Genomic DNA, 16,127 nt, shown 5'->3' with positions numbered 1-16,127 from the left:
GTTATTTTAATAATGTTGGTGTTGCATCAGATTCAAAATCTTCTGTTGAATTATTGGTGTCAATGAATCTATTTCCAGATTTCTTACGCACTACGGCTTTACTAAATCTTGTTTTATCAGCGTCAATGCTTCCACAATGAGCCCATCCTGCATCAAGCGATGCCGACACAACGTTCCATTGATAAGAAGCTGCAATACTCAGATTTACGGCATCAATAATCCATGAATTAGGAAGTTTGTATCCATCTTTATTCATCGTATATGAATTTCCATTTGCTGACATAACATAGCTATATTTGTAATAATAGTTACGCAAGAAAGTCTCCTTGTCTGTTTCAGGCTTTGCTATAGCATAAGAATGATATCCGCGATTATGAAGCGTGAAATATGTATTTGAGTAGTCATACCAATTTGCAAGATTTGGTACATTTGGATTATCATCATCCGAGAATTTCGGATTAGAAGATACATCATAGAATTCAAAGTCGGCGTTGCTCAAATCTATAGAGTTCGCATTAATTTCTTTATGGTTTTTAGCATTAAGTGCAAGTGTTATCTCTTGTCCCGGTTTTATAGGATGATCTTTACCGCTACCTGGAATTATGTATATGGCATCAATAGTCATAGCTTGATTCATAATGTCAGGAGTATAATCAAATTTTGAAACAGTCATGAATGAAGACTCCACGAATGCAAGTCCATCTGCATATAAAACAGAATCACTATTATTTGCTATTTTAATATATTGGTCATTACTATATTGCTTTCCTTCTGGAGTAAGTGTGCCTGTGAAAAACATCTCTGAAATAACAAAACCATCTTGTGCATTATAGGTGTTTAATGCTATTGTTTTGTGAGACATATCGTTACCAGTAGATGTTTTATTTACGATGACGTTACTTTCTGTTGCTTTTACAGATGTATTTACAATTGTTGTATCAAGATTATAAGAAATTCCTCCTCGTATGTCGAGAGTGTAGTTGCCTTCCGGAACTTCTGTTGTGTCAACATACTGTGTGCCCGCTCTTCTGAAGTTTTTTGCTACATAAGTTTTTTTTGTTTGTACATTTGTTAGGGTAGCTGTTGCTCCAGTTAATGATGGCGAATTAATATTTAGCGGCATGTCTAGCGACATAGCGAACTTCACATTTTGCTCTACCTCATTTTCATTATCGTTATCTTTGCAAGATGCGAAAACAACACTTACGGCAATAAATGCCAGTATAAGTCTGAATTTTTCTTTTGTATTCATATTATTTTATTTAGAATGTTATACCTGTTGATAAATATATTTTATTTCCATTATTATTATTTCCTTCAAATCTTCCTCCACCGAGTTCTATAAACATGCCATATGATTTCCAATTTGATGGTGTGTAGTCTGCTCTCATTTTTGCTGATATAATTAAATAATTACCAGTTATGTTGGAGTATGTATATTCCATAAGGTTTATATTCGCATTATCCATAGCTGTATAGGGCATCGTGATGTCTTTATTCTGGTTATGAAAGTATGATGCAGAAAGTATGCAATTCACGGTGATATCTTTTTTAATATTACCAATAAACTGACCTTCGATTCGTTCATATAACTTAGAAAAAGACATCTTGCTAATTGGAAATACGTAATTTGACGCGTAATCAATATATCCTATGCGCCCTGTAAAATTCCATTGCGTCCTGCCATTAAAGTTTAGTGCGCCACCTATGTAGCTATCAGTTTTATGACTATGAAACATTGTCATATCTGCTATTACAAGATACTCGCCTGAAGAAGAATTACCAGCAATATGTTCATCTCCATCTCTTTTTTCATAATTGATTCCGGCAAAACAACTCCACCCAAGTTTCTCCACGGTTTTCCAACCTACCTCACCGTTATAATTATACAAATAGAGTGTCGTTATAGGGAAGGAGTTCATATCTGGCAAAACACGCTTGTATGGAATATAATTATATTCTGCCGATAGATACATTCCATTTTTCTTCGTTGGAGAAATATTTATATCATAAGAAAATCCAGTTCCCTTGTAATATGATGATGCATTATTACCCGAAAATCTTTTGTGGTACATGCCTAGTCCCAGCATTTGATATTCTGGTATCACACCATCTTCTTTAAAAAATTCAACGCTATTTGTCTGTTTGTAGAATCTTGCTCCTAAACCAGTTCCAAGAAGATACTTTCCCAAATCATATAATACACCTAAGCGCATGGATAGGTCAGTTACTATACTACGGGGTCTTGGATCTTTTGTGCGATATTCGTGCTCTGCTCTAAAGTAAATAAGTTCTCCGATAGTTAGTCGTCCAACTTTTGTTGCACATCCACCCGAGAATGTATATCGCTCATTATTAAGATTTCCACCCAGTGTATCGCCCATAATATATGGATAGAGTGTGCTGAAATCTGCAGTAGAATTCCATTTTATATCTTTTTTGCTTCCACTTCTATACGAAGCACTTCCCCATACCGTTGTCGTATTGTTTAATTTGATGTAGGAATTAATATTTATACCAGCATAATTATGTCCATCTCCCAGTTCATATAGTATAGGGCGATTCAGTTTCTCATAATCTGTATATACTCGTAATTCAGAATATTGTTTATCGTAGGCATTATTCATAAATGCTGGATTATTCTTTTGCAAGGAAAGTACATCACCGAATATAGAATTATGCTCATTTATAGCTGTTACTGTATCCTCAACGCTTCCACGAACTATTGTGCAAACGCTAAGCATTAATAATGATAATATGAACCTTGTTTTTTTCATATTTACATGAATATTATATTAACATAAGCTTTTGCTGGATGATCAAGAAATTCACAATAACTTGAAGCCGCTCTAAAGCTTTTTGTGTGTTTTATATTCTGTTTGTCATGGTATAATACGGTACCATTCACATTGATAGAATAACTTCCACGCATAACATCAATTAATGTTGAGGTACCATTGAACTCCGATGAAGAGTAAGACTGTTTGTTATTAAGATTCACAACAGTTACTGTGCCCTGCATCTTTTCAATATGAATGCTGTCGGGAACACTAACTGTGATATTTGCAGATGTGGTATAGTCTTCATTATCATCATGACAAGCTGATAGTATATTCAATATAAATGATATCAAAATCAATATGCCGAGTGTCTTTTTTCTCATAGACCTATATTTTTACATTCATTTCAAGTCCAAAATATGGAGTCACGTGGCGTCTTATCGTATAATTATTGCGCACATAATCAGGATTGTAATCCAGCAATTTGTTTACAAATAATGCAATCGTCAACTTGTCGTCGAGCAATTTCTTTGTTGCTTTAAAATTCACATTCATACAAAATGGCACAGTCTGCCTGTCATATAAAGATGAATTATATGAACGTACTAGATACTGAAGATAAGTGTCATTTTTATCTTCTTCTGTGAAATCATGGATAACTCCATATTTATCCATGTATTGTGTCGGTACATTTTCTTTTTCTTTATTTTGCGATGCTGTCATCCATACGCATTGAGCCGAGATGGAGAATATTAGTTTAAGTTTTGGTATATCGCTATCAAATGTAAAATTAGTATTGACCATTTCTCTAATATATCCATCGTCATTTTTATATATTCCGGCATATTGAAAGCTTTCTCCACCAATAAGTTTTGAAGGCATTTCCACTATCGACTGCGAATTACTATATTCAGTTTTAAACCAAGCTCCATTTATCGTAAGACGTGTGTTTACGATAGGAAATCTTATCGTGGAGAATGTGTATTCAATGCCTTTTTTGTATGTGCGACTACCATTCGTTGTGGTAGTATAGCTGTGTAGCTCATTCTGCATTGTGTAAGGCAATGTTGCAACATCAGGTGGTGATGTTATAGTATTAGCATCTATGCCCGAAGCATCATAATTCTTAAAACTGTATGAATTGTATATCGCTGTAGAACGGAATCCAGAATTCATATCTTCTCTAAAATAAGTAACCGATAGTCTATTCCCTGCAAGATTAAAATCTCCTCTCAGTTCCCACTTGTTATTTCGTGCTGCGCGTATGTTGTAGTTAGTAGGATCTTTAACATAAGTCTGTAAGTATATTCTGCGATAGTCTCTGTTAGGATGATAATAATTAAGTTCTATCAAATCCATATATACAGGTTCAGGATACATATAATCCATCGTAGGCATCTTTGTATGTTCACCATATCCTCCTGCAATCTGAATAGTTAAAGTCTTACCCAAAAAATCAATAGATGGGAATGTCCATCCTAGATTTATTCTTGGGTCGATATAATACTTATTATGAAGTGCATATTTATCAGATAGATTTAACATCGTGCTTAATCTTACTCCTGCTTGAACATCAAGTTTATTTTTGCCGATAGATAATCCAAGATTCTCTTCTGTATATTCTGATAGTATATGTGATGCTGGAACTGCTGAATATTTACGTGGACGAACAGATAATCCTGGATAAAGAGGATTTAACTGATTGAATATCTGACCATCACCATAGTTCTTGTCTAACTGCCAATCTGCACCTAATTTTAATTCATTAGATGTACCTTTTAACGGAAACGCTAAAGATGTATTTACCTTTGCATATAAACTAAAAGGTTGCCCGTCTACTTTTTGATTTGCAGTATATGTGTATGGATAAATTAATACGGCATCATGCTCTCCGTCTGTTGTCGTTGTTGCAGCAGGAGTCTCTCTGTTCAGCTGTACCAATCTTGTGCGGTCTAAAAGATCTTTCTCATAAGCAACAGACATAAGCGCTGAAGCTGATTTAAAGATAGATTTCTTATTAAGATTTATGTAATCTACCGATGCATTCAATGAATAGCGATTATATTTTGATGCATATTTGTCAACACCTCCATAATTTAATTCAGGATCCACTTTGTCATCATCAAAAGAGCCGCCATAATCCATATTCAAACTAGCTGTAAGTTTCCTGGTGTCTGATATCCATTCTTTGTTTAATCGTGCAGAAATAGTGATACGACTATATGTCTCTAGAATATTTCTGGGATCTGATTTACTGTTTAAATAATCAGCACTTAAGTTTAGCGACATACGGCTAGGAATCCACGTAAAGCTTTTTGACAAATAAAATAATTTACTATCCATGTCAGCCTTAAAACGAGCAGATATATCATTGCCGCCTTTCCGCCTGTTAATCTTAACCAAACCACTGGTTAAGTCGCCATATTCCACAGATGGTATACCTCTTACAATTTCTACATTCTGAATATCATCTGTAGATATTGCACGCATATCAACTCCTGAATTTGTGAAATCGCGTGATGTTGTTTGGGTATCCCATGCTCCGTTCATAAACTGCATATTTGCATTTGTACTTATTGGAGCACCGTCAATAACAAATGATGTTCCTAAAGATGATGTTGAATAGTCACTGCTTGATATTGGTACTTCACGCAAAGAAATTACATTCGGTGCGTTTAACGCTGGATCTTTTGCCATTCCTCCCGGCAAAAGTTCAAGTATGTCTGCAAAACTTGATGGCTGAAGATGTTCCATAGCATATTTCGCTATTTTTGACGAACTTGTTATTCCATGAGATTCTGTTGCCGTTACAACAACATCGTTTATTGTTGTTTCTGATGGAGATAGTTTATATATATTGCCGTTTCCAAGTAAGCTATGTTGTTTTTTATATCCAATATATGTTATATCAATTCCATCTTTAATAAGCTCTCTCTTCGGAATGATTGATACATATCCGTTAATATCGCTAACTGCTGAAATTCTCTTATCAGCGCTCATTCTCATAACTGCGCCAACAAGAGGTTCTCCTGTTATTCCGTCGACAATCCTACATTTATATATGTTCTGAGCTTTTAAGCCATCAGCAAAAACAATAAAAAGGAAAGAATATATTAATATCCAAAACTTCATCTAATTTATTTTTTTTGCAAAGGTAGACTGATTGAAAAATATTTGCAATACCTAAAAATAATGATTTGGGATAATGTATAGCTGTTGATAAAATAAACAAATCAATAAAATATTAAAATAGAACATTACCTTGTTGTATATACGATTGATATATTTGTAGCAGATTTAATTCATTGCATATAGTGATACCTGTAAATTTGATTAGGATTATAGTCTTTGCTAAGTCTGCTGGTTTTCAGGATCGTACTATGGGATTGTTTGTTACTATGTGAGATTAAGGCATATCGTTGGATTAAAATAATCTCAAATGATATGCCTCATATTTTCACCTTAAATAAATAATTATCTAAACGCGATTTATGTACTTTGCTTATTTGTTTAACCAACTCTTCAGAATCGGCACCCGTTCACGACTGCACATGATTTCTAAATCCTCGTATTCTTTAATATATACACGGGCTTTTCCTGCAAAGTATGTCTTTAATTGACTGATAACATCTATGTTGATAATAAATTGACGGTTTACTCGAAAGAAACGTGTTGGGTCTAATTGGCTAATGATGTCATCAAGTGATAAAGATATACTATAAAAATAACCTGATTTCATATATATTCGTGTATCTTTATAGACGGTACAGATATGACTGATGTTGGTTACCAATACAACTTCATACCCATCCCTATATGGAACTAAAAATCTTTCTCTATATCTTATATCCTGTCCGTGAATAGAGGAAAGTAATTCTTTTATGGCATCAGTGTTGGAATTACTTTTTTCGCGAGCCTGATTGATGGACGTTTTAAGTTCATCTTTATCAATAGGCTTTAGCAGATAGTCTATACTGTTAAATTTAAATGCTTTTATAGCATATTGATCGTAGGCGGTTGTGAAAATGACCGGTATTGATTGTGGAACAGACTTTAATGCCTCAAAACTAAGTCCATCTCCTAATTGGATGTCAGCAAGAATTAAATCAGGCATCTCTTCTGTCTTTGAAAAGAAGTCTTTTGTCTCTTTATTACTTGCTGTCGTAGCAAGTATCTGAGCATCTTTTTCTATTTCTTTTAAAATTCTACATAGTCGTGTAGTGTTGCTTAGTTCATCTTCGATAATCAATATTTTCATGCGTCTTTTTTATGAATGATAGGAAGTCTTACAATAAAGTTCTCTTTTGTATTATTAATCTTGATAGACTGTTTACTAAGAATGACATACCTTTCTAATACATTACTATTGCCAATATTTGTTGATAGCACACTGCTGTTTATACAGTGTTTTTTATTGCTCACGATAATATCGCTTCCATCAGTCTTTATTTCTATTATAAGAGGATTGTTTGTGGTGTGCTCGTTGTGCTTGATAGCATTTTCTACGAACATCTGCAGTGCTGCTGGTGGAATAAATCCATCAAGCTTATTTATTTCTTTATCAATGTTTACCGTAATTGTATTACCGAAGCGTTCATGCAGAAGATAGAGATATTCATTCAAAAAATCCAGTTCTTCGGCAATACTAATAAGACTGCGGTCAAAGTGTGAAAGTGTGTAGCGATATACTTTTGACAGTTTCATCAGATACTCTGTTGCTTTATGCGGATCAACTTCAATCAAGTCTGCCAAGATGCTGAAGTTGTTGAATACAAAATGCGGATTGATCTGATTTTCAAGTGCTTGTAATCTGAAACGGTTACGCTCTTTATTTACATTCTCATAAGATTTCCAGTAGTATGTCATCGCATATATGCAAGCTATGAAAGTAGACAATATGCCTGTTAGATACAAGCTTTCAACATATAAGATTGGGTCTTTATCGTTATATGGAGAATTCAATAAATTACTGACTATTCCCGCTGTGATATTGTTAACTACGAGTATAAGGAATATCTGGGTAATAATCATCAACATGGGATGACGCGACCATTTGATATACTTGAAAACAAGTTTGCTTAGACTGAGAGCTAATACAGTGAATATGAGACACGATGAATAATCATAAATCATATCCATAGGCTCAAAAGGCCAATGAAAGATCTGTTTTCTAAAATCTTCGTCTATTGTAGACCAAAGTATGTAATAGAGTAGTAGGCTCAATAGAGAAAGTGCTACTACTCTAACAATCTTCAATATCAATCGTTGTACCATATTCATATGTCGCAAAGATACTGTATTTTCCTAATACACTGAATTTAATACTGTGATTTTTTACTTTCTATGTTTGCCTGAATGCGATTTGCTACCAATCTGCATCCAATCATCATCATCTTTGTTTGTTTCTTTCTTACTTCCAAACGTGTAACTGATACCCAATGATATATTCTTTACTGGTTCTGTAAAACTGTTTGTGGAATTAAAATCATTACCTTTATTATATGATGTCCATACAATGTTTCCACCATGCCCTAACCCTGTTGTCCCTGATACTGTAACATTCCATTTGTCGTTACAGAATGATTTTGATATACTAGCTGATAGTAGTGACATTCCTGATTCGTATCCTTGAAGTGTATGCTTGCGGGTCATCAGTTCCAAATTTGTAGTCAGTTTGATATCCCATGGCATATTTTGCTGTATACCGTAGTTAACGTTTAGATTCCATCCATTATTTTTTGCATTTAGAGCTGCACTTCTTAAGTCGGTATATCCTGCTTCGGCATTAAGCATCATACGTGTGGAGGTGGTCATACTCCAATTCATATATAGATTAAGGGCAGAGATGTTCCTTTTCACGATATTACCATAGGTGGTATTGAGAACTCCATTATTATTAAATGAATATTGCTCAATGGCGTTGTTGCTGAAACTATGGCGTAAAGTCGCATTCATTGCAAAATTACTAGCTGTGAGATTATAAACAATTGATAGATTATTGGTTTTTTCTGCATCGAGGTGAGAATTACCATAAACTAGAGTTGTTGGATTGGAACGATCAACATATGGGTCAAGTTCAGTAATGCCTGGTCGGCGTATTCTTAGATTATAGTTTACACCTATATTCTGCAGTTCACTAATACGAGCCGATATGCTTAATGCTGGCACAATAGTTCCATAGTGGATATTGAAGTTAGAACCAGCTCCTTTCAGATATTTCGTTTTCTGCAATGTATATTCATAACGTAGTCCTGGTTTTACGGATAACCAACCGATTGTGGCATCATACTCTCCATACATAGCCATAATTTGTTGTTTTTGCTTATAGAAAACAGAACCGTCAATATTCTCTTTATATAGGCCTTTGTCAATTCTGTAATCAGACGAATTGCTTTGATTCTGCCCAAGTGTTAGTTTGGCTCCAGTATTAATTTTCGTGTTTTTATTTAGCGGAATAGTAAAGTCTGCTAGAAAATTATGCTCTGTATTTTTCTCCCTTACGCTAGACTTTCTACTCTCAGGGATTACAAGTTGAGTTTGATTAATGTTGAAAAAACTATTTACGTTATCATTTTTTACAGGATTATGTGAAAGCTGATAAGTAAACATCATGCTTCCTTTATTATTCTTTCCAAAAAAGCGCTGGTAGTTAATGCTTCCATCATACGATGTCTCATTACTGCGTGTGTCTAGGTTGTTGCCAAATTTCAGTCCATTGCCGTAAGTGCCACCTTTATAAAAGTATTCAGGAAAGCCATATTCATGTAGCTTAAAATTTGTAACAGACAGATTCATATGTAAAGAAGATAAAGAATCTAGCTGATATCCTATGCCGAATTCTGCCATATGGAAAGGCATTGACTGTTTGGTGTCTTGAGAAGTATGAGCTGAGAATGATTTTTGATTAATGTCAGATTCTGATTTATTGTGTTTATATTTCATATAGTCTGTCATTAGATTCACATCATATGAGAAATGATTTTTTTGTCCACTGATATTTGCATCTAAACCATAATTATTTGTTCCAATAGTAGAATGTACAGTACCATTAATACTTTCTATCTTATTGTTCAAATTCTTATTTTTCTTCGTGATGATATTCAGTATGCCTCCCGCACCTTCTGCATCATATTGTGCACCTGGGTTAGTAGTTACCTCTATACTCTCGATACTATTTGCAGGCATGTTACGTAATATTTGAGTTGGATTGCGAGTAACCATTGTACTTGGTCTGCCGTCAATGTAAACCTTGAATTGTTTTGACCCATTGACAGATATATTATTCTTGCCGTCTACAGTAATCATTGGCACTTTTCGTAACATTTCTAGTACTGTGTGAGTCTTGGCATCTACATCGTGACGAACTTGATAAGTAATTTTATCGGTTTTCATTTTCACGATAGGTGTATGTGCTACAACGGTTACGTCATGTAGCTGATGTTCTTTCTCGTACCATTCCTTGGGAACTTTTTTATTCAATGTCGTTGTATCATTCTTAACAACATTCTTTGTCCGTGCCGTCATCATTTGCGCAGATAACAGCATTACACTAATACCAAATAATACTTTTACTTTCATTGTAGTCTTGTTAAAATTGCAATGCAAAAGTATTAAAGGTTGGAGTAAACATAAGTTGTAAACTCTCTGAAGCAGCAAAAAATGATACTGAAATGATAGATTCTCTTACTTTAGTTTGGCCTTTTTACCAATCTATCTCTTCCCAAATTTTATATGTAATAGTTTTAATTTAGAAATTAATACATTACAATGATATATACTTTTACTTATATTTTCTATAAAACTTGAGTGCTATTTCCAATTATAGCATTGCTATATACAAAAGCTTGATAAGTGCTAGCATAGACTTTATTTTATTTTTGCGAATTCTATTCTGAATCTTGTAATGCCGTCCGTATAAGTCTTTAGTGAGAAATGGCAGTTATGCTTGTTAAGTACTTCTCGTATGAATATAAGGCCGATGCCTTGCCCATTTGGCTTCGTAGAAAAGAATGGACTGAATAGTTTCTTCTGTGTATCATCTGATATGCCTTCACCAGTATCAGCGATCTCAAGTATAGTGGGTGATGATGAAGTTTTGCAATAGATATCACCTTTTTGTCCGATGCTCTCTGCTGCATTCTTTATTATGTTGACTATAACTTGTTCTATTAGTTCTGAGTCTACATTTACAAGTACCTGCCCATCTGCGAAATCCTTGTGTATGTGTATGTTGTTTTCTGCACACTTTGTCTCCATGGTCTGAATGCAGTTATCTGACAACTGATTAAGGTCATTAACCATAAGTTGAGGCTGTGGAATCTTAACAACATCGGCAAATCTAGTTATAAAATTGCTCATAGAGTAGCAACGCTCAATACAGGCCGACATCACATCACGTATGTCGGTAGAGTCGGGCGTATCTTTTAGCATATCGCATAGCGAGTCAAGAGTAGATGTTACACCAGCAGTCGTGTTGTTTACCTCGTGGGCAATCATTCGTATCACTTTTTCGTATGCTTTCTTCTCTGCATCCATAACCTCTTCTGTTAGACTTTCAATAAGGTAGAATGGATGTGCATAACCTCTATCTATGAATGATAAACGGCTGCAACGGTATATATGTGAGTCGTTCAACTGGAATGTTCTTGATGTGTCTTTACCTAAAGATGATAAATTATCAGATAGCGGACTACCAATTTCGCTTATTTTCTTTCCCTTGGTTGCTATTAATGATATTTCCAAAAACTTCTCTGCCGCAGGGTTCATAGACGATAGGTGTCCATCAAAGTCGAGAATAACAACACCAAGCGGTGAGGCATTAATAAGCAAATCTAGAAATTGATTAGTCTCTCTTACATGCAGACGTTCATCTTTAAGTTGGGCAATCATGCGATTAAACACATCAACAATACGGTCGGCATCTTTTTGATTTACGTGACGTAGTCGGCTACTGAAGTCTTGTTCCTTAAGCAATTCGACACCATTGCCAATTACTCGAATAGGATTGATAACTTTGCGATAGAAGAAAAACATATAGGCTATTATAACAGCAACAAGTACCTCTGTTGAGTAGAACAAAAACTTCTGTGGAACAAAAGTTTGCACCAGCAGTAATGTGATTGTTGCAGACAACAGTATGATGAGTATTATAAACCAGCCTCGAAGTCTCATTTCTTATAGTCTATATTATATTTTTCTAGTCTTCTATAAAGTGCAGCTCTGCTTAGTCCAAGGTCGAGCGCTACATGGCATAGATTATTATTATGCTTTTTAAGAGATAAAATTATGGTACGTTTTTCAATATCATCAAGCGTAAGTCCATCACTATTGATCGCAATATTAGTCTCTGGGCGAATATTTATTTGTGGTTTAAAGTCATCAGCAGTAAGTATTTTCTTAGAGCAGATGATGATAGTACGCTCCACAAGATTTTTAAGTTCACGTATATTGCCACTATATGGAAGTCGTGTTAGCAGATTCATGGCATCTGGTGAAAATTCTACTTGTGGTATATTATTAATTTCGCATTGTTTGTTAGCGAAATGTTTTGCTAATAGCGGAATGTCTTCGCGCCTATCTCTTAGCGCTGGTAGATGTACTGTGATTAGATTGATACGGTAGAACAGATCTTCTCTAAAAGAATGTTCAGCTATGCGCTTAGTAAGATCAGCATTTGTGGCAGATACGATACGCAAATCTACTTTATGAGCATGGCTATCACCAAGGGGCTCAAAAGTCTGATCTTGCAATACACGCAAAAGCTTTACCTGACTGCCAATATCTAAATCACCAATCTCATCCAAGAATATCGTACCTTTGTCAGCCAACTCAAAGCGTCCAATACGGTCGTTTGATGCATCCGTGAATGCACCCTTCTTATGACCGAACATTTCACTCTCAAAAAGCGATTGAGATATTCCACCGAGATTAACTTTCACAAAGTTTTTATTCTTACGCATACTGTTGCGATGAAGAGCTTCTGCGATAAGTTCTTTACCTGTTCCACTCTCACCGGTAATAAGAACAGAAGCATTAGTCTTAGCTACACGTTTCACGACATCAAGAACCTTGTTTAGTCCATCGCTGTTTCCTATGATAAACGAGCGGTCGAAACTATCTTCTTCTTTATTTGGGCTATTAATGCTTTGAGAGCATTCCTTATCACATTTGTCATCAATAGAGTTTAACTCTAAAGCTGTCTCAATACGTTGCAGAAGAGATGCGTTGTTCCATGGTTTAGTTATAAAATCGAATGCACCAGCACGCATACCCTTTACAGCCAGATCAATGCTTCCCCATGCTGTCATGAGTATTATAGGCACATCCTTTCTGAATAACTTAACCTGTTTTAGCAGAGTTATTCCTTCGTCTCCGGATGTGGAGAGCGAAAAGTTCATATCCATCAATATCAATTGAGGTGCAGTGTCACGAATTGTGACCATAGCCTCTTTAGGAGAGGATACAGCCACAACTTCATAACCAGCACGTTTCAACATGAATGATAGTGAAGCGCGTATAGAAATGTCATCGTCTATAATTAGAATCATATTGCAAAAATACAGTTTTCTTTGATTAATTGCAAGTAGAAATATACTTATTTGATTTATTATTACTGTTTAATTATTTCATCAAAGTCAGCATCTATCCCTTTATTTTTTGCAAAATCCCATAAGGTGAGACTACGTAATTGATAGTAATAATACCAATAGTAAAAAAGTTGCGCGATGTCTTTCTGCCTTGCATCATCTTTATTTACCTGTGCATCGTTCAAGTCTAGCGTATTAATTTTTCCTATCATAAAAGTCTCAATACTAGTTTTGTATCTACGTTGAGCAATACTGTCAGCCTCAGTGGCTAGCTTAAGTTGTTTGCTCTGATTGTTGAAATGCTCTACAAGTAAGAATATGTCTTGATTGAAAGTTTGTTGTTCTTGTCGCAGTTTACTTTCTGTTACTTCACGATTGCTTTCTGCCACTTTTACCTCACCACGGCGCTTACCCCAATCAAGTATAGGGACGCTAAATCCAATACTTATTATCGTGTTATTTTTAAGATCGTCATAAGCATATCTTATTCTGTCATTGCTTATGCCGCTATAACCAACAGATGCCGTGAGCTTTATGCTTCTTAAGTTGCCTTTTGCTTTTGCTACAGCATAGTCAGACTCTAATTGTCGGCGACGAATGTTCAGAGCAAACGAATTATTCTCTAAAGCTTTATCCAGAACATCAGCATAACGAATAGACACTTCTGGCAATTTTTCAGGTATGACCAAATCAATAGGAGTGCTGTCGTTTATATTCAGGAATGTTTTTAGTTGAAACATATTGCTATTAAGCGAGCTTTCATTGTCAGTAAGTGTACTTTGTGCATTGATGGCTGATAATTTTAATCTTAGCAAATCGCTCTCACTAACTTGCCCCATCTTTTTTCTTTCATCAGCGATATCAAATAGACGCTTTGCATTTTGTAAATTCTGCTTTGCTATATTCACATTTTCACGCGCCAATAAAAGGTTGAAGAAATATTGTATAGTCTTCATCGTTACTTCTTCTGTTGCTGTTACAAAAGCAGCTTTAGCCTCGTTATATTTAAGAGGTTCGATACGACGATTCCATTTAGTGTTGTTTACACCGAAAATCGGTTGATTAAGAGTAAGGCTGATGGGGACAGACATAAAGTTTTTCATGCCGTCCCCCTTTATATAGTCTAAAGAGGTGGAGAGAGAGAGTTGACCACCTGTCAGCCAAATATTTTGATTAACATTTAGGGCACCATTCATACCGAACCAGTTATTTCGTATGAATTTATAAGATCCATCGTTTTGCTGATACGAACTATAGCTCTTATTGAATTGTGGTGCTGTTCCATCGAAAGATAACTCTGGGAGCAAGTCGGCTTGGTATGTGCGGTATGCCCAGTAAGCTGACTTCAACACTCCACGTGCTACCACTGCATCAACACTCTTTTTGCGAGCCATCGAGATAGCCTCTGTAAGAGTTAACTTTATGTTGTTGTCTGCAGCCTTTGCACATGCATGCATTAGAAAAAATGAAATTAGAAATATAATTTTTTTCATATCATAAATACTTATTCTATTCTTCGTGTAAAGCTTCTGCTGGTTGAATTGACATTGCTTTGCGTGCAGGGAACCATGTACCAACGATTATCATGGTTGCTATCAGAAAATAAGAAATCAATACTGTAGCGGTGAAACGAATGGGTTCAAAGTATATGCCATCATGAGCTGCATTAAAGTTTGCGAAAGTAAGATTTAAATCTATTATTGTTGCAAAGACCGTAGCTATAGATAGTAGTATAATTCCCTCTAATATCTGACGTTTAAAAACATCGTGGTTAGTGCTTCCAAGAGCCTTGAACAGAGCAATCTCTCCTTTACGTTGTTGTGTGCGGAACCAAAATGTACCAAGTATGCCTAAAAATATGTTTAACATTAGGAATAATCCTCCGGCTACATAATTACGCACAGTATTCATTTTTAATCTTTCAAAAGAGGTGTGAAGATCATGGAATGATTGTATATCACTGATATATAGATTGCCAACACGTAACTGTTTGTCTGCATCGCGCCATAAATTATCAATGAAGTTATGGTCCATATTATCTTTTACTCTCACACAGAGTTCGTTCATATCTTTATAATTTTCCTTACCTAGTTTGATCATACCAGAATATGAATAGCGAGCACTCTCAAAATCGTCATATTTAACAGGCTTGAGTGAGGCGCCAAGGGTATAGTTTATTGTAGAGTCAAGATTAAGATGGAATGTTTTGCCAATTAATCCTGTAAGTGAAGGCATTCTGTGTTTATTAAATAAGTTGTCTGATATAAGAATATCGCCTTTACTAAGAAGATTTGCCAACTGCTCTGGTGTTTCTCCGTTTGCACCTTGATAGCGGAAAACGCGTACAAAATCTGGAGTAACAAGACGGCGCATTGTCCAATCGTTGTTACCAACTTGTATGGTGTCATGACTGATAATCGTTGAACTATTACTACCATCATAAGGATATGAATTACTTGATAAACTTGCAGCCTCAACTTCTGGTCTATGTTGAATGCGGTTTAAAAGTTCGGCACGATCATCGTTGTCTGTTGTGTCTGCAGGATTGTATTCGTGGCTATTTGGTGTTAGTTTGCCCATACTTATTAGGTAGCAATGTGATATATCGAAACCACGTGGCTCAATATAATTTCTTGCTATTACATACATGTAGTCTGTTATAAACCACATAACAACACTTACAATCAATAGCTCAACAAATATCCATATATTATAATGCCATTCGTTGCGTATCTGTTTGAATAGTTTCTTGCTCATAGTC

The 16,127-nt window shown here is 35.3% G+C and carries 11 protein-coding genes; all 11 read right to left on the bottom strand.

All coding sequences use genetic code 11. The features are described from left to right. Nucleotide 1: 1 nt before the first annotated feature. The 11 genes from prwr041_RS03170 to prwr041_RS03120 all read right to left on the bottom strand — a co-directional run bounded on the left by prwr041_RS03170 (nt 2) and on the right by prwr041_RS03120 (nt 16,123). Nucleotides 2–1,252, bottom strand: a complete 1,251-nt coding sequence (locus prwr041_RS03170) for a DUF4876 domain-containing protein (protein ID WP_207154907.1) — start codon at nt 1,250–1,252, stop codon at nt 2–4. A 10-nt stretch (nt 1,253–1,262) separates the two neighbouring features. Beyond that, entirely contained in the window at nt 1,263–2,777 is a 1,515-nt protein-coding gene (locus prwr041_RS03165) for a DUF6850 family outer membrane beta-barrel protein (protein WP_207154906.1), read from the bottom strand. Nucleotides 2,778–2,779: 2 nt separating this feature from the next. After that, entirely contained in the window at nt 2,780–3,163 is a 384-nt protein-coding gene (locus prwr041_RS03160) for a hypothetical protein (RefSeq protein WP_207154905.1), read from the bottom strand. A 4-nt stretch (nt 3,164–3,167) separates the two neighbouring features. Next, nucleotides 3,168–5,912 carry a TonB-dependent receptor gene (locus prwr041_RS03155; protein ID WP_207154904.1) on the bottom strand — a complete coding sequence of 915 codons (2,745 nt, stop codon included), beginning with the start codon at nt 5,910–5,912 and terminating at the stop codon, nt 3,168–3,170. Nucleotides 5,913–6,282: 370 nt separating this feature from the next. Next, nucleotides 6,283–7,038, bottom strand: coding sequence for a LytR/AlgR family response regulator transcription factor (locus tag prwr041_RS03150; protein WP_207154903.1), 756 nt, complete (start codon nt 7,036–7,038; stop codon nt 6,283–6,285). Beyond that, a complete protein-coding gene (locus prwr041_RS03145) occupies nt 7,035–8,054 on the bottom strand; it encodes a sensor histidine kinase (RefSeq protein WP_207154901.1) in 1,020 nt (339 codons plus the stop codon). Before prwr041_RS03145 ends, prwr041_RS03150 begins: the two co-directional genes overlap by 4 nt. Nucleotides 8,055–8,114: 60 nt before the next feature. Further along, the gene (locus prwr041_RS03140) at nt 8,115–10,358 is read right to left on the bottom strand and encodes an outer membrane beta-barrel family protein (RefSeq protein WP_207154899.1); all 2,244 of its coding nucleotides are present in this window, start codon (nt 10,356–10,358) and stop codon (nt 8,115–8,117) included. Between the two features lie 288 nt (nt 10,359–10,646). Next, a complete protein-coding gene (locus prwr041_RS03135; RefSeq protein ID WP_207154897.1) occupies nt 10,647–11,951 on the bottom strand; it encodes a sensor histidine kinase in 1,305 nt (434 codons plus the stop codon). Further along, the gene (locus prwr041_RS03130) at nt 11,948–13,327 is read right to left on the bottom strand and encodes a sigma-54-dependent transcriptional regulator (protein WP_207154896.1); all 1,380 of its coding nucleotides are present in this window, start codon (nt 13,325–13,327) and stop codon (nt 11,948–11,950) included. Before prwr041_RS03130 ends, prwr041_RS03135 begins: the two co-directional genes overlap by 4 nt. Nucleotides 13,328–13,389: 62 nt before the next feature. Continuing rightward, nucleotides 13,390–14,859, bottom strand: a complete 1,470-nt coding sequence (locus prwr041_RS03125) for a TolC family protein (RefSeq protein WP_207154894.1) — start codon at nt 14,857–14,859, stop codon at nt 13,390–13,392. A 16-nt stretch (nt 14,860–14,875) separates the two neighbouring features. After that, entirely contained in the window at nt 14,876–16,123 is a 1,248-nt protein-coding gene (locus prwr041_RS03120; protein ID WP_207154892.1) for an ABC transporter permease, read from the bottom strand. Nucleotides 16,124–16,127 lie beyond the last annotated feature (4 nt).

This window comes from Prevotella herbatica (genome assembly GCF_017347605.1).
In the GTDB taxonomy this organism is placed as follows: domain Bacteria; phylum Bacteroidota; class Bacteroidia; order Bacteroidales; family Bacteroidaceae; genus Prevotella; species Prevotella herbatica.
The sequence above is the reverse complement of the archived record's forward strand: the minus strand, read 5'-3'. Positions and strand labels throughout refer to the sequence as shown.

Excerpts from the sequence above, each read along its gene's own strand:
- prwr041_RS03125 (WP_207154894.1), bottom strand. The coding sequence starts at position 14,859 with ATGAAAAAAATTATATTTCTAATTTCATTTTTTCTAATGCATGCATGT.
- prwr041_RS03140 (WP_207154899.1), bottom strand. The coding sequence starts at position 10,358 with ATGAAAGTAAAAGTATTATTTGGTATTAGTGTAATGCTGTTATCTGCG.
- prwr041_RS03120 (WP_207154892.1), bottom strand. The coding sequence starts at position 16,123 with ATGAGCAAGAAACTATTCAAACAGATACGCAACGAATGGCATTATAAT.
- prwr041_RS03135 (WP_207154897.1), bottom strand. The coding sequence starts at position 11,951 with ATGAGACTTCGAGGCTGGTTTATAATACTCATCATACTGTTGTCTGCA.
- prwr041_RS03160 (WP_207154905.1), bottom strand. The coding sequence starts at position 3,163 with ATGAGAAAAAAGACACTCGGCATATTGATTTTGATATCATTTATATTG.
- prwr041_RS03145 (WP_207154901.1), bottom strand. The coding sequence starts at position 8,054 with ATGGTACAACGATTGATATTGAAGATTGTTAGAGTAGTAGCACTTTCT.
- prwr041_RS03155 (WP_207154904.1), bottom strand. The coding sequence starts at position 5,912 with ATGAAGTTTTGGATATTAATATATTCTTTCCTTTTTATTGTTTTTGCT.
- prwr041_RS03170 (WP_207154907.1), bottom strand. The coding sequence starts at position 1,252 with ATGAATACAAAAGAAAAATTCAGACTTATACTGGCATTTATTGCCGTA.
- prwr041_RS03165 (WP_207154906.1), bottom strand. The coding sequence starts at position 2,777 with ATGAAAAAAACAAGGTTCATATTATCATTATTAATGCTTAGCGTTTGC.
- prwr041_RS03130 (WP_207154896.1), bottom strand. The coding sequence starts at position 13,327 with ATGATTCTAATTATAGACGATGACATTTCTATACGCGCTTCACTATCA.
- prwr041_RS03150 (WP_207154903.1), bottom strand. The coding sequence starts at position 7,038 with ATGAAAATATTGATTATCGAAGATGAACTAAGCAACACTACACGACTA.